This is a genomic window from Corynebacterium sp. PCR 32 (genome assembly GCF_037464985.1).
Classification (GTDB): domain Bacteria; phylum Actinomycetota; class Actinomycetes; order Mycobacteriales; family Mycobacteriaceae; genus Corynebacterium; species Corynebacterium kroppenstedtii_D.
Window position 1 is genome coordinate 460,365 of the sequence record NZ_JBAHVL010000001.1, and the last position, 14,883, is coordinate 475,247.

The following is a 14,883-nucleotide window of genomic DNA, read 5'->3' on the forward strand; positions in this document are numbered from 1 at the left end:
AATAATGAGCACAATCTACGATTGCACCGATCATGAACAGCGACGTCGCGGACTTGATGCGGCCAACAATGCGGTCCGGGGTGGTCGGCTTGTCGTTATTCCGACTGACACGGTATATGGCATTGGGTGTGATGCGTTCGATAATGACGCTGTTGCAGCGCTGCTGCGGGCGAAACATCGTGGGCCGGATATGCCGGTCCCGGTCTTAATTGGGTCGTGGGATACCGTTGATGGTTTGGTACAGACAGTGACACCGCGTATGCGAGAGCTTATTCAGGCTTTCTGGCCGGGAGGGCTGTCTTTTGTCGTGACACAGGCGCCATCGCTGCCTTGGGATTTAGGTGATACTAACGGGTCGGTCATGATTCGAATGCCGCTGCAGCCGGTTGCTATTGAACTCCTTCGTTCTACCGGCCCCATGGCTGTTAGTTCTGCCAACATTTCGGGTCAGATGCCAGCCACGACGGCAATCGCTGCCAAGCGAATGTTGGGGTCGGAAGCATCTGTCTATCTTGATGATGGGGAAGCTCTCGTCGGAGAACCATCAACCATCATTGATCTCACCTCGCCCGCCCCGCGACTGTTGCGCGAAGGAGCGGTTACTGCAGAGCGTATCGCCCACGTTCTGGGCACAAACCCCGCGGCTCTACGCCAGGGATAGGTCACAGAAAAGCGTGGTCGCCTAATCCGCGTGAATTGTCGATGGAATGTGGGGTAGAAAAGCCATAATGACCGTTGTTGCGCAATCAGCCGTTGGGGGAGCTGGCGTGCCTGTTCGGGAGCTTGTCCTCGTACTGTGTACTGGGTGTATTGTGACGTTCCTCATGACGGGTTGTGTGAGATCCTTTATGGTTCGCACAGGTAGGGTTGCTATTCCTCGTGCTCGTGACGTGCATACGCAGCCACGGCCGCGTCTGGGTGGGTTGGCGATGTTCGCAGGCGTCGTTGCGGGATTGATACTTGCCAACCAGTTGCCTGCTTTAAATCGTGGTTTTCCCCCGATGACTCCGGACTTGCGGGCGTTGCTGTGGGCTGCGCTGGTGATTGTCGTCGTTGGAGTGATTGATGATTTGTACAATATTCCCGCGCTCGTGAAATTGGTCGGGCAGATTGCGGGTGCTACGGTCATGAGTTTATTGGGGTTGAGCTGGAGTCTTGTGTATATACCGTGGAATGGCGGAACGACGGTCATCCTGGACCAAGTCCAGTCTACTGTCTTGACTGTTGTGTTTACGGTGACATTGATTAACGCGATCAATTTTGTCGATGGCCTTGATGGACTAGCCGCAGGCGTTGGAGGAATTGCGGGGATATCACTTTTTGCGTTTTCCATCTCGATTTTGCGTGACCAGGGAGGGGCGGTTAGTGCTTATCCTCCCGCCATTATCTCCGCTGTGCTCATTGGAGCGTGTGTGGGTTTTCTTCCTCACAACTTTGAACCCAGCCGAATATTTATGGGGGATACTGGATCGATGTTGGTGGGGCTTCTCTTGGCGGCGGCATCAACTTCTGCATCTGGGCGTATCACAATGTCGCTGTATGGAGTTGCTGATGTATTTGCGTTGCTCAGCCCCATTATTGTCGTTGTCGCGAGCGTGTTTATTCCGATGCTTGATCTCATCATGGCCGTTATTCGACGTGTGAGCCATGGAAAGAGCCCTTTTGCTCCCGATAAAAAGCACTTGCATCATCGGCTGTTGCAGTTGGGGCATACCCACCGGCGGGTTGTCCTCGTGCTCTATACGTGGGTTAGCGTCGTGGCATTTAGTGCTGTCGCAGCAACAATTTTGCCGACAGACGTCACTCTTATTGCGGTCGGGCTCGCAATTATCACTGCTGTTGGAATTACTTCAGTTCCACGCTCGCGTGATCGTCGGCATCCTGACCGCTACAATCAGCCAGCGTGACTGATTCGCACTCTTCTGATCAACCGACCAGCATCCCAGTTTCTTCGGCAGGGGAGCTCTCCGAGTCTTCCTCAACGCCGGCACCGAGCGATGATTCGCACATTGACAAGGTGATTAGGAAGCGAAGCCGACATGTGTCAGATCCTCGCTGGCCGCTACTGAAGGCAGCTCGACTGGGATCCGTCGCGATTGGTTGTCTCGCGATCTTTTCTTTGCTGGTGTGGGGTGGAAAATCAGGTTTGCCCGGTGTCTGGGGCGCGCTCATCGGATCCGTTATCGGCGGTGCATTCGTGTTGTTAACCGTTGTCAGCGTCCTTGTGACCTCACGAACGAACCCGCAAACAACGATGGCTGTGGTCATGGGCACATGGCTGGTGAAGATCGTTGTCGTTCTTCTTGTCTTGGTTGCTTTGAAGAACATGCATTTCTTCGATCATGTAGCTCTTGCTGTCACGGTCATCGTGGCATTGGTAGTTGGACTGATATCTGAAACGTGGGGAGTTCTGACTGCTCGTGTGACCTATATTGCGGACCTTGAGCTGGAGGAATCCAGCGCCCACCAGCGATAGTCGTCATGGTGAAACTCCAGGTGTAGTCCCAGGGGGAGGTCATTTGAGGGATCGCTTGGAAAAAACCTGGATTAAGCTGCTATGGTCAACGGCGGGTTATTAGGAATGTCGCTATGCGTAGCCACCCCCGAGTAACCCCCGGGCCCCCGCGATGATGTGCGACGGAATCCGCGGCGGGCTATGCACATAGACCTCCATCGCACCGTTTTCTGTGTGACCAGAAAACGGCCCGAACACGGGAGAGAACGCTGAGCGTTACAACCTTGTCCATGAAGGGGCATTTCGAAGCCCCAGATCTGGACCACGACTTTTTCCCGGGGTTCGTCTGTGGGACAGGCGACGTCTCTGAGTCTCGCTGTCCTGATGGTGCTTCAAGTGGTGATCACATCAACTTGTGGTTCGGTAATATTGCCGACGGTTGGTTCGCCATTGATCGCATCATGTTCGTCCGACTCCTCGTCATGGTGCTCATGGGACTGTTCTTCTTGTTCGCCATGCGGAAACCGAAGTTGGTTCCGCGCGGAATGCAGAACATCGCAGAGTACCTGCTGGATTTCGTCCGTATCCATATCAGCGAGGAGATTCTTGGTCGAAAAGAAGGACGTCGCTTCCTTCCGATAATTTCCACGATCTTCTTCCTCGTACTGTTCATGAACGCACCCTCAGTGATTCCGTTCTTGAACGTCTCTCCGAATGCGCGCATCGGCATGCCATTGCTCCTCGCCGTGGTCGCCTACATCTGCATGGTCTATGCAGGCGCGAAGCGGTACGGATTCGGAAAGTACATGAAGAGCTCTCTGGTCATTCCGGGGTTGCCATTCCTTCTCTACTTCTTGGTCGTACCGATTGAGTTCTTCTCGACCTTTATCTTGCGTCCTGTCACGTTGACCATTCGTCTAATGGCCAATATGTTGTCAGGTCACATCGTGCTGGTGCTCTTGTACTCGGCCACCAACTTCTTCTTCTGGCAGCTCAACGGCTGGCTCGTTGCGTCTGGTTTCACCATCGCAGCAGCTTTTGCGTTCTCGCTGTTTGAGGTGTTGGTGATCTTCCTGCAGGCATACATTTTTGCCCTGCTGACTGCGGTGTACATCGAGCTTTCCCTGCATGCGGACGAACACTAACTGAACACCCCCCACTCGAAGTTTTTCACCAATACGTCGTTGAAAAATCAACGTCATTTTGAAAGGGAATGGAACACCCCATGAACGCGATTCTTCTCGCTGCAGACTCCGCCAACTACAAAGGCTTTGGCGCTATCGGCTACGGCCTCGCCGCTATTGGACCTGGCATTGGTATCGGCATTGTTGCCGGTAAGACCGTGGAAGGCATGGCACGTCAGCCGGAGATGGCTGGCCAGCTTCGTACCACCATGTTCCTGGGTATTGCCTTCACTGAGGCTCTCGCCCTTATCGGCTTGGTCGCCGGCTTCCTGTTCTAATCAGGTTGTTTGTACTACATCCTGAAATTCGAAATAGCGAAAGCTGGAGACTATGACGAACTCACTTATTTTGGCTGAGGACACACTGCCTCTTGAACAGGGCAACTTGCCGCTCCTCCCTTTGCCATACGACCTCGTCTGGTCCATCGTCTGCTTCGTGCTTATCCTGTTCCTCTTTTGGAAGTTTGTCCTTCCGAAGTTCCAAGAGGTTCTCTCTGAGCGTGAAGACCGCATCGAAGGCGGCATTCAACGTGCAGAGGCTGCTCAAACTGAGGCCAAGGCTGCGCTGCAAAAATACAATGACCAGCTTGCCGAGGCTCGTGCAGAGGCTGCTCGCATTCGTGATGAAGCTCGTGCTGACGGTCAGAAGATCGTCGCAGATATGAAGAGCGAAGCGACTGAGGAAAGCAGTCGGATCATCGCACAAGGCGAAAAGCACCTAGCTGCTCAGCGCGATGCTGTCGTTGCCGAATTGCGCAAGGACATGGGCCAGAACTCAGTCAACTTGGCTGAAAAGATTCTCGGCTCTCATCTATCCGACGATGCCAAGCGCGCAGCGACAGTGGATTCTTTCCTGTCCTCCTTGGATGATATTCCGGCAGGGAAGTGATCAGTATGCACGCAGCGAGCCGAGCATCGATAACCGCAGTGGCAACGTCGCTCGATAGTTTCATCGCTCAGTCCGATGCGGTTGTTGTTGGCGCTCATATCGGACCTGAGTTGTTCGACGTCGTCGACGTTTTAGACGCCAATCGTGACCTCCGTGTGGCGCTTATCGATCCTGCAGCTCCCTCCGACAAACGTGTTGACCTTGCCGATCGTGTTTTCGGCGACAAGCTAAACGAGGCTTCGCGCAGCGTGTTGTGTTCGGCAGTGGACAAAACGTGGTCGAATACGCGCGATTTTCGTAATGGCTTAGTTCAGCTCGGACAGCGGGCATTGTTCCGTGCGGCCGAAGCGCAGGGTAGGCTGACCACCGTCGAATCGGAGCTGTTCCAACTGGCAAGAGTGCTGGAAGGGTCGCCAGAATTGGAGATGCTTCTGGCAGATCGGCAAACTAGCGCAGATCGACGTCGCCACCTGTTGGCTTCCGTCGTGTATGGAAAAGTCACTTCGGTGACAGAAACCCTTTCCCTGCAGGCGGTTGCTCGTGCCAAAGAGCGTCCCGTTGAAGCGTGTGAAACGCTATCACGACAAGCAGCGCATTTGCGTGGGTATGAGGTTGCTCACGTGGTTACTGCAGGTGTGATGAGCGATAGCCAACGATCTACCCTGGCTGAGAAGCTTGGTCGAATCTATGGTCACAAGATGTCCATCCACGGAGAGGTTGATCCCAGCATCCTCGGTGGAATGGTCGTTCGGGTCGGTGATGAGCGTATCGACGGCAGTACAGCAGGCAAGCTTGACAAGTTACGTCGAGCATTTGCTTAACGTGTGCGTCGGGCGGATACCGATTACGGCCGCGATCTGACATACGACATTGATAACAAGTAATGCTGGAAGAGACTACCGAGAGCAGGAAGAACATGGCGGAGCTGACGATCTCCTCCGACGAGATCCGTAGCGCGATAGCGAACTACACCTCGAGCTACTCCGCGGAGGCCTCCCGTGAGGAGGTCGGCGTGGTCATTAGCGCGGCTGATGGTATTGCCCAGGTTTCGGGCATGCCATCAGTGATGGCTAATGAGTTGCTTGAGTTCCCGGGTGGCGTCATTGGCGTCGCTCAAAACCTCGATACCGACAAGGTCGGTGTCGTGGTCTTGGGTAACTACGAGTCCTTGAGGGAAGGCGATGAAGTAAAGAGGACCGGTGAGGTCCTATCCATTCCGGTCGGGGATAAGTTCCTCGGTCGAGTTATCAACCCCCTGGGACACCCCATCGACGGCCTGGGGTCCATCGAGGCTGAAGATGACCGTGTCCTTGAATTGCAGGCACCGTCGGTGCTGATGCGTCAACCGGTGGAGGAACCACTCCAGACCGGCATCAAGGCCATTGACGCTATGACCCCCATCGGGCGTGGTCAGCGTCAATTGATCATTGGTGACCGCAAGACCGGTAAGACGGCTGTGTGCCTCGACACCATCATTAACCAGAAGGCGAACTGGGAGTCTGGAGACCCCGAGAAGCAGGTCCGTTGCATCTATGTAGCTATCGGGCAAAAAGGTTCTACGATCGCTGGTGTCCGAAAGACTCTTGAAGACAATGGTGCATTGGAGTACACCACGATCGTTGCAGCTCCTGCATCTGATGCTGCTGGTTTCAAGTGGCTCGCTCCCTTCGCAGGTGCAGCATTGGGACAGCACTGGATGTACAAGGGCAAGCACGTCTTGGTCATTTACGATGATTTGACCAAGCAGGCTGAAGCCTACCGTGCTATTTCCTTGCTGCTGCGGCGTCCACCGGGCCGCGAAGCGTACCCTGGTGATGTCTTCTACCTCCACTCCCGACTGTTGGAGCGTGCAGCTAAGCTGTCCGACGAGTTGGGTGGTGGTTCTATGACCGCACTTCCGATTATCGAGACAAAAGCTAATGACGTCTCGGCGTTCATCCCGACCAACGTGATTTCTATCACCGATGGTCAGGTCTTCCTGGAATCTGATCTCTTCAACCAGGGTGTTCGCCCGGCTATTAACGTTGGCGTGTCAGTTTCCCGTGTCGGTGGTGCTGCCCAAACCAAGGGTATGAAGAAGGTGTCTGGTTCATTGCGTATGGATCTTGCCGCCTATCGTGATCTGGAGGCATTCGCTGCATTCGCGTCGGATCTCGACGAGTCATCAAAGGCGCAATTGGAGCGCGGTTCCCGCCTGGTCGAATTGCTGAAACAGCAGGAAAACCATCCGCAGGCTGTGGAAGACCAGATGGTGTCCATTTACCTTGCTGGCAATGGCGATTTCGATTCCGTTCCGGTCGAGGATATTCGCCGTTTCGAGTCCGAGCTTCTTGAGCACCTTCACTCGAAGCACGCTGGTGTCTATGAGCAGATCGATGGCGGATCACCGCTGAGCGATGACTCCAAGGCAGAGCTCAGCTCCGCGGTCGATGAATTCAAGAAGAATTTCCAGGCATCCGACGGAAAACCTGTCATCAACGAGCCTGACGTGGATCCGATGGAAAAGTCTGAACTGGGCAAAGAACAGATCACTGTGTCGCGTAAGTCCTCGGGCAAGTAAGGGCGGTGCGCGCACAATGGATAAGAACGAAGGGAGGCGATGAGTGTAAATGGCTACGTTACGTGAGCTCCGAGATCGGATTAAGTCCGTCAACTCGACTAAGAAGATCACCAAAGCCCAAGAGCTGATCGCCACTTCGAAGATCACTAAAGCGCAGGCCCGAGTGGCAGCCTCGCAGCCGTACGCGGACGAAATCACGAAGGTTGTCCAACGCTTGTCATCGGCTAGTTCGCTGGATCACCCGATGCTCCGCGAACGTGTCGGCGGCAATCGTGCGGCTATTCTCGTCGTCTCCAGCGACCGTGGAATGTGTGGCGGCTACAACCACAATGTCTTCAAGAAAGTCGCCGAACTGCGCGGCTTGTTGGAAAAGCAAGGCTATGAGGTTGTTCTCTACACTTTCGGCAACAAGGGTCTGACTTACTACCGTTTCCGTGGTGAGCCCATTGAGGGTGCGTGGACTGGGTACTCCCAGGATCCCGACTACCAGGGGACCCACCAGATGCGCCGTCACCTCATCGAGGCATTCTCAGCGAGTTCGTCCGGGAAAGCCGAGTGGCGTCCAGGATTGACCGCGTCTGAAGGCGACAGCGTTCAAGGTTTCGACCAGCTTCACGTCGTGTATACGAAGTTTGAGTCGATGCTGTCCCAGAAAGCGGTTGCACGCCAGATGCTCCCGATGGAAGCAGTCGTCGACTACGAGGACATCGAAACCGGCGAGGACATGCTGTCCGATCCGGACGATTCCGAGGTCAGCGCCGACTACGAGTTTGAGCCTGATGCGAACACATTGCTGGCGGAACTTCTTCCGCATTACGTGTCCCGTGCCTTGTACGCTCTGCTGTTGGAATCTGCAGCCTCGGAGTCCGCAGCGCGTCGCACAGCGATGAGCTCGGCTACGGATAACGCTACCGAGCTGGCTACTACGCTGTCCCGCACAGCTAACCAGGCTCGACAGGCACAAATTACCCAGGAAATCACAGAGATCGTCGGTGGCGCAGGAGCGCTCGACGACAGCGGAGAAAGTGACTAACCAATGACTACAGCTCTCAACGAGCAGCAGACCGGCCTCAGCGGCCGCGTCACGCGCGTCATCGGCCCGGTTGTCGACGTGGAATTCCCTCGCGGAGAACTACCGGCGCTATTCAACGCGCTGACCGTCGACGTTGACCTTGAGGCCGTCGCCAAGACCATTACCCTTGAAGTCGCTCAGCACCTCGGTGACAACGTTGTCCGTGCCGTCTCGATGGCACCGACTGACGGTTTGATCCGTGGCGCTGAAGTGAAAGATTCCGGCAAGGCCATTTCCGTCCCGGTCGGAGACACCGTGAAAGGCCACGTCTTCAACGCGCTCGGTGACTGCCTTGATGAACCCGGCTTAGGCCGCGATGGTGAACAGTGGTCCATCCACCGTGAACCCCCGGCATTCGACCAGCTCGAAGGTAAAACAGAGATCCTCGAGACCGGTATCAAGGTCATCGACCTTCTGACCCCCTACGTGAAGGGCGGCAAGATCGGCCTCTTCGGTGGCGCTGGTGTGGGCAAGACAGTCCTCATCCAGGAAATGATCACCCGTATCGCGCGCGAGTTCTCCGGTACCTCAGTCTTTGCTGGCGTCGGTGAGCGCACCCGTGAGGGTACAGATCTCTTCCTCGAAATGGAAGAGATGGGCGTGCTTCAAGACACCGCACTCGTGTTTGGCCAGATGGATGAGCCGCCGGGAGTGCGTATGCGCGTGGCTCTTTCTGGTTTGACGATGGCGGAATACTTCCGCGATGTTCAACACCAGGATGTGCTCCTCTTCATCGACAACATCTTCCGTTTCAGCCAGGCTGGTTCTGAGGTGTCGACCCTGCTCGGTCGTATGCCCTCCGCCGTTGGTTACCAACCGACACTGGCTGATGAAATGGGTGAGCTCCAGGAGCGCATTACCTCCACCAAGGGACGTTCGATTACATCCTTGCAGGCCGTGTACGTCCCCGCCGATGACTACACTGATCCTGCTCCGGCGACAGTGTTCGCACACCTGGATGCAACCACAGAGCTCGACCGCTCGATCGCTTCGAAGGGTATTTACCCCGCTGTGAATCCGCTGACCTCAACGTCTCGTATTCTCGAGCCCGGTATCGTCGGTGAAGAGCACTATGAAGTTGCTCAGCGCGTGATCAACATTCTGCAGAAGAACAAAGAGCTGCAGGATATTATCGCAATTCTCGGTATGGACGAGCTGTCTGAAGAAGACAAGATTACTGTTCAGCGTGCCCGCCGTATCGAGCGCTTCTTGGGTCAAAACTTCTTTGTCGCAGAGAAGTTCACTGGTTTGCCAGGCTCTTACGTTCCGCTGAAAGACACCATCGACGCGTTCCGCCGCATCTGCGACGGAGAATACGACGCATACCCCGAGCGCTGCTTCAACGGTCTCGGCGGCCTCGACGATGTCGAAGCCGAGTACAAGAAGCTGCAAGAGAAGTAAGGTAGGGACACCATGGCTGAGATTGCCGCTGAGTTGGTCTCCGTCGAACGACTACTGTGGTCAGGTGCTGCGACCTCTGTCACCGCACAGACTACAGAAGGCGAGATCGGCATACTTCCTGGACATGAGCTCGTTCTCGGGCAGCTCGTAGAAAACGGTGTGGTGGTTATTCGCACCACCGATGGCGAGAAGAAAGTCGCCGCCGTCCAGGGTGGATTCCTTTCCGTCGACAAGAATAAGGTCTCCATCTTGGCGGATCACGCCACATGGTCCTCGGAAGTCGACGTCTCCAGTGCAGAGCAGAGTTTCAAGGGTTCTGATACTGATGCGCATGGCCGTGCCCAGGCGCAATCTGAGCTGCGAGCAGTTCAGCGAGCTAAGGAAAAGTAGACTGATTTTCCACTTTTGCCTACGCCCCCGTAAGATCAAGGGTCACACCTTGGATTTTTACGGGGGCTTTGTCGTCGATAGTTCAATCACACAATGACCCATCTGGCCAACCGTCGATAGACGTAGTGGGAAGGGCAACCCATGATTCTTCTCGTCACCCTGCTAGTTGCATCCATGGTCGCTTTCACGTGGGGAGTGATCGTCGCGATCTGGCGATTTACATGGATTCGGCCACGCGGTATTCCAATGTGCACGGCCGTTCACCACGACGGCGAGCCGCTACGGTGGCGCCACGGGGTTGTGATCTTGGGGGAAAGTAAAGCAAAATTCTATCTCCTTCGATCATTACGCCTGCGGCCGGATCTCATCAGTGATCGACGTAGAATTCAGATTGTAGGCCGGAGGGACGTTAAATCGGGGGTCGTGCGTCTCCTCGCCGATCCGCGAATTATTGAACTTCAGTCGGGGGATTTCCGCATCGACCTCGCGGGGGGACACGCCTTAGATATGGCCCTTGTTGCGTGGCTTGAATCCGCCCCCAGCACCAGAATTCAGCGCCTCACACGACATCCACGTCGTGGGAGAGAACAGGGTAACGCCACAGGTTGCCGCAGCTGGAGACGTTCTTCAGCTCGGGGTGCAAGCGGCCCCTTCTCTCAACCGCATTCACGAATAAGTGCAGGCCGCCGCTATCGGGCTATGAAAAAATAGGGCCACATGTAGGGCGCCACATATGTGTTTTCTCGGCGGTGTCGAACGCCATACCGATTGCATCTAGCCAATAGTTGGCGGAGGGGTTGGTTTTGGTAATCTCTCGCTCATGCGCCTTGTCATCGCAACATGCTCGGTTGATTATGTGGGTCGATTAACTGCCCATCTGCCGCGAGCGAACCGGCTACTTATGGTAAAAGCTGATGGTTCTGTATCCGTGCACGCGGATGATCGGGCATATAAGCCACTGAACTGGATGACCCCTCCATGTACATTGACGGTATACCCAATCGACATGGATGACCTGGAGCCCGTCAGTGCGGATACCCCCATAGTCGGCGTCCACGAGCACGGGCCGACTGATGGTGTGGCCTCGTCTACCGAGGAGCTGTGGGTCGTCGAAAATAAAAAGGGCGAACAACTTCGGATTACTGTGCATGAGACAATCTCGGACACGACGTACCACCTCGGTGACGATCCTGGACTGACGAAGGATGGGGTGGAAGCGCACCTCCAGGCCTTGCTCGCGCAACGTCCGGAGGTCGTGGGCGAGGGGTTCACTCTTGTGCGACGGGAGTACCCGACTCCCATCGGCCCCGTTGATATTTTGATGAGAGATCCCGCGGGGACAACAGTTGCCGTCGAAGTAAAACGACGGGGTGGCATCGACGGAGTTGAACAACTAACACGATATGTCGAACTTCTTAACCGTGATGAACTTCTCGCCCCAGTGACAGGGGTGTTGGCAGCGCAGGACGTGAGGCCCCAAGCAAGAACACTGGCAGAAGATCGTGGGTTTCGATGCGTCATCGTGGACTATGACGAGCTTCGTGGGACGCCATCACAGGAGCTTCGTCTTTTTTAACGACGCCTCGTGGCGGAATACGCGGTGGTATGCCGCTGCGGCACGACATGGGGGCGCATTCTCCTGGGCTAACATCAGGATCATGATTGTTGCATTTTCTGTCGCTCCAACCACAGCTACTGACGACGATGGCGGCGTCGCTGACGCGGTCGCCGAGGCCGTGCGGATAGTTCGTGAATCTGGCCTCCCCAACGAAACCAACGCGATGTTCACGTTGATTGAAGGGGAGTGGGATGACGTATTCGACGTTGTGAAGCGAGCTACGGAGGCTGTGAGCACCGTCAGTCCACGTACGTCCCTCGTGATTAAGGCTGATATTCGACCAGGTTTTACTGGTCAGCTCACAGCGAAAGTTGATGCTGTCAACCGCCGGCTCGCGTCGTCCTAGAATTTCATATTATGTATTCAGCTCAACGACATCGACGAAAGAGGCGATGATACCAATGACATCTCAGGGAAATAGTCCCGCTCGTTTTGTAGCTGGTGCGGTGGATTTGGGGGAAATTAAAGCACGGGCTGACGCTCGCGCGGACGCAGAACGGCAGCAGCACCACCGTTCGGGGGCGGCGGGTACGTCATCTCACCATGGCGGAGTTCACGTTGTTGTCGACGTTACCGATACCAACTTTGACAGTGACGTCATCAAGCGCTCTCTTCAGGTTCCGGTGATTGTTGTCATCAGCTCAACTCGTTCACCTGAGTCGCAAAGCGTGGCTAAAGATCTTGAGCGCCTGGTGCACCAGGCGGATTACACATGGGTATTCGCCAACGTACGCGCAGACTCTGTTCCACACATCGCACAAGCCTTTGGTGCACGAGTCATTCCGACGGTGATCGCTATGGCTCAAGGCCGGCCGGTGGCTGTTCTTGAAGGACCCCAACAGGAAGACGATCTCACGGCGTGGATCGACCAGATACTGAGCACTGTCGGTCGGCACCTGCCGGGGATTCCTGAGGAGGACACATCATCCACGGCCCGGCCTGATGAGGAAGCCATCACGGATCCACGATTGGATGCAGCCGAAGAAGCATTGAATAGCGGGAACTTTGCCGTGGCTCTCGACATGTACGACAGCATTATTGCTGATGATCCACAGAATGACGATGCGAAGGCTGCTCGTGCGCATGTCCCCCTTCTCCAGCGGATAACTGATGCCCAGGCAGCTGGCGAACCGGTGACCGAGCCCGGGCGGACCTTCCTCCACGCGGATCGTTATATGGTGTCGTCGCAGGAAGAGGAGGCTTTTCGGGTTCTCCTTGATCTGTTGAAGTCCTCGGCTGGAGAGCAGAAGACACGGGTGAAAGACCGGTTGATTGAGCTCTTTGCGCTCTGCGATCCGGCTGACTCTCGGGTGATTTCCGCCCGGAGGGAAATGGCTAGCCTGTTGTTCTGATACAGATTAGTGGTGTGCCCAGAATGCCTAGGGCAGTCTGCGGGCAACCTAGATTATGTGTGCAGGGTAGAAGCATCTGTGGGCTGGTTGGGTGTCGTCACCGTAGGGAAGTCCTAAGATAGTGATGTGACTCGACACGACACTTCTTCTCACACGCATGGTTCTAGTGACGCCCGCCCTCGACCGGTTGTACGGTCACGCGAGGAATTGGATGCGTTGCCTATTGATCCTGAGGCCGTTATTTCGCTTGACGACGTCAGTATTGTCCGTGATGGTTCGACCTTGTTGCAGCCCATGAACTGGGTGGTCCGCTCTGGGGAACGGTGGGTGATTATTGGCCCGAATGGGGCAGGTAAGACAACGTTGATGAAAGTGGCGGGGGCAGAGACCTATCCGACTACCGGGCGAAGTGTGATTATGGGGGAGGTACTTGGCAAGACGGATGTGCGTGATGTGCGTACGATGATTGGGATGTCGTCATCGGCATTGGCTCACCGTATTCCTGATCATGAACGTGTTCGCGATGTTGTGATTTCCGCTGGCTATAACATTGTAGGCCGATGGCGTGAACAGTACGACGATGTTGACGACGAGCGTGTGGCAGTAATCCTTGAGGATCTTGGTGCGATACACCTTGCGGACCGTACCTGGTCGACATTGTCTGAGGGGGAGCGTAAACGTGTGCTGATTGCTCGCTCGTTGATGACAGATCCTGAGCTTCTCCTTCTTGATGAGCCCGGTGCTGGGTTGGATCTTGGTGGGCGTGAGGACATGGTGGACCGGTTGTCTTTGCTGGCGCAGAATCCCGATGCGCCGGTGATTGTGATGGTGACTCATCACGTGGAGGAAATTCCGGAGGGATTCACTCATGCGATGCTTCTTGATGAAGGTGAATGCGTCGCCATGGGTCCGATTGATGAGGTGTTGACGTCGGAGAACTTGACTGCTACGTTCCACCAACCCATCGTGCTGGATGTGGTAGACGGTCGATTCTTTGCGCACCGGGTGACGTCCACGCGGCGTCATCGTCGTTGACACCTGTGGGGTTCGGGGTGATCTACGATGGTTGCGTCGGTGTGTGCGAGAGCGTGACGGTGGATCAGTGACCGTTTGTGGTTGTGCCGGAGGAGGAGGGCCATGTTTCTAACACCAACTGGTGAGAGACGTGCCTCTACTGTTTTATTACTGCGGGATACGGTCTGGGGAATGGAGGTCTACGTTCAGGAACGTGCCTCCACCATGATGCACTATCCGAATATGACTGTTTTTCCTGGTGGTGGTGTTGATCGTCGGGACCTTCCTGGGGATGAGGATGGCGATGGGGTGGATTCACCTGAGTTGCGATGGGTTGGTCATGACACGTCGTGGTGGGCGCGCCATCTGAAAGTTCCCCGACGTGACGCACAGGCTTTGGTGTGTGCAGCGGTACGGGAAACATTTGAAGAGGCCGGAACGCTTCTCGCGGGGCTTGATGATGGGACTGTGGTTGACGATACGGACCGGTATATTCCTTTTCGATCGCGGTTGGAAAGCCATGAGTTGGCTTTCACGACGTTTCTTCATGATACTGGTCTTTCCATCCGAGCCGATTTATTGCGACCGTGGGCGAACTGGGTGAGTCCGCCCGGGGATACGGCGCGATATGACACCCACTTCTTTGTTGCTGCGCAGCCTGAAGGACAGAATACTCACGATGATGCTATGGAAGCAGCGTCGACGGGGTGGTTTAGGCCGTCGACACTGCTCGATGGATGGCGGTATAGAAAGATTCGACTTCTTCCGCCAACGTGGGTGCAGTTGCGGATGCTCGACACTTTTCGCACTGTCGACGAGGTACTTGGTTATGCATCGGATCTCACTGTGGAACCTGTGACCGGTGCTGTACGACATCGTCCTTTCATGGATGAATATTTCACTGTGGAACGGTCTTTTGATACCTATCATGCTCGGGGGTGGGCATAGT

17 protein-coding genes are annotated in these 14,883 nt (G+C 55.4%); all 17 read left to right on the forward strand.

Annotated elements, in window-relative coordinates; translation table 11 throughout:
• Positions 1 to 4: 4 nt before the first annotated feature.
• The 17 genes from V5S80_RS01945 to V5S80_RS02025 all read left to right on the forward strand — a co-directional run bounded on the left by V5S80_RS01945 (position 5) and on the right by V5S80_RS02025 (position 14,882).
• Complete coding sequence (locus V5S80_RS01945; protein ID WP_395169059.1) at positions 5 to 661, forward strand: L-threonylcarbamoyladenylate synthase; 657 nt, start codon at positions 5 to 7, stop codon at positions 659 to 661.
• A gap of 67 nt (positions 662 to 728) precedes the next feature.
• Positions 729 to 1,907: a glycosyltransferase family 4 protein gene (locus tag V5S80_RS01950; RefSeq protein ID WP_395169060.1), complete on the forward strand. Its 1,179-nt coding sequence runs from the start codon at positions 729 to 731 to the stop codon at positions 1,905 to 1,907.
• Positions 1,904 to 2,476: a hypothetical protein gene (locus V5S80_RS01955; RefSeq protein ID WP_395169061.1), complete on the forward strand. Its 573-nt coding sequence runs from the start codon at positions 1,904 to 1,906 to the stop codon at positions 2,474 to 2,476. The genes V5S80_RS01950 and V5S80_RS01955 overlap by 4 nt, the downstream gene beginning before the upstream one ends.
• A 269-nt stretch (positions 2,477 to 2,745) precedes the next feature.
• The gene (gene atpB, locus V5S80_RS01960; protein ID WP_395169062.1) at positions 2,746 to 3,600 is read left to right on the forward strand and encodes a F0F1 ATP synthase subunit A; all 855 of its coding nucleotides are present in this window, start codon (positions 2,746 to 2,748) and stop codon (positions 3,598 to 3,600) included.
• An 80-nt stretch (positions 3,601 to 3,680) separates the two neighbouring features.
• Positions 3,681 to 3,917: an ATP synthase F0 subunit C gene (locus V5S80_RS01965; RefSeq protein ID WP_395169063.1), complete on the forward strand. Its 237-nt coding sequence runs from the start codon at positions 3,681 to 3,683 to the stop codon at positions 3,915 to 3,917.
• 52 nt (positions 3,918 to 3,969) lie between these two features.
• On the forward strand, positions 3,970 to 4,527 hold the full coding sequence (locus tag V5S80_RS01970; RefSeq protein ID WP_395169064.1) for a F0F1 ATP synthase subunit B: 558 nt from the start codon (positions 3,970 to 3,972) through the stop codon (positions 4,525 to 4,527).
• Between the two features lie 5 nt (positions 4,528 to 4,532).
• Positions 4,533 to 5,348 (forward strand): F0F1 ATP synthase subunit delta, encoded by an 816-nt coding sequence (locus V5S80_RS01975; protein WP_395169065.1) that lies wholly within the window; start codon positions 4,533 to 4,535, stop codon positions 5,346 to 5,348.
• 62 nt (positions 5,349 to 5,410) lie between these two features.
• Entirely contained in the window at positions 5,411 to 7,087 is a 1,677-nt protein-coding gene (gene atpA / locus V5S80_RS01980; RefSeq protein ID WP_395169066.1) for a F0F1 ATP synthase subunit alpha, read from the forward strand.
• Positions 7,088 to 7,136: 49 nt separating this feature from the next.
• The gene (locus tag V5S80_RS01985; RefSeq protein ID WP_395169067.1) at positions 7,137 to 8,120 is read left to right on the forward strand and encodes a F0F1 ATP synthase subunit gamma; all 984 of its coding nucleotides are present in this window, start codon (positions 7,137 to 7,139) and stop codon (positions 8,118 to 8,120) included.
• A gap of 3 nt (positions 8,121 to 8,123) precedes the next feature.
• Positions 8,124 to 9,560, forward strand: coding sequence for a F0F1 ATP synthase subunit beta (gene atpD, locus V5S80_RS01990; RefSeq protein ID WP_395169068.1), 1,437 nt, complete (start codon positions 8,124 to 8,126; stop codon positions 9,558 to 9,560).
• Positions 9,561 to 9,572: 12 nt separating this feature from the next.
• A complete protein-coding gene (locus V5S80_RS01995) occupies positions 9,573 to 9,950 on the forward strand; it encodes a F0F1 ATP synthase subunit epsilon (RefSeq protein ID WP_395169069.1) in 378 nt (125 codons plus the stop codon).
• A 141-nt stretch (positions 9,951 to 10,091) separates the two neighbouring features.
• Positions 10,092 to 10,661, forward strand: coding sequence for a DUF2550 family protein (locus V5S80_RS02000; RefSeq protein WP_395169070.1), 570 nt, complete (start codon positions 10,092 to 10,094; stop codon positions 10,659 to 10,661).
• A 109-nt stretch (positions 10,662 to 10,770) separates the two neighbouring features.
• Positions 10,771 to 11,526 (forward strand): endonuclease NucS, encoded by a 756-nt coding sequence (nucS, locus tag V5S80_RS02005; protein WP_395169071.1) that lies wholly within the window; start codon positions 10,771 to 10,773, stop codon positions 11,524 to 11,526.
• Positions 11,527 to 11,608: 82 nt separating this feature from the next.
• Entirely contained in the window at positions 11,609 to 11,914 is a 306-nt protein-coding gene (locus V5S80_RS02010) for an MTH1187 family thiamine-binding protein (protein WP_395169072.1), read from the forward strand.
• A gap of 55 nt (positions 11,915 to 11,969) precedes the next feature.
• Entirely contained in the window at positions 11,970 to 12,920 is a 951-nt protein-coding gene (locus tag V5S80_RS02015; RefSeq protein ID WP_395169073.1) for a tetratricopeptide repeat protein, read from the forward strand.
• A gap of 207 nt (positions 12,921 to 13,127) precedes the next feature.
• The gene (locus V5S80_RS02020) at positions 13,128 to 13,955 is read left to right on the forward strand and encodes an ABC transporter ATP-binding protein (RefSeq protein ID WP_395169415.1); all 828 of its coding nucleotides are present in this window, start codon (positions 13,128 to 13,130) and stop codon (positions 13,953 to 13,955) included.
• A 102-nt stretch (positions 13,956 to 14,057) separates the two neighbouring features.
• Positions 14,058 to 14,882, forward strand: coding sequence for an NUDIX hydrolase (locus tag V5S80_RS02025; protein ID WP_395169074.1), 825 nt, complete (start codon positions 14,058 to 14,060; stop codon positions 14,880 to 14,882).
• Position 14,883 lies beyond the last annotated feature (1 nt).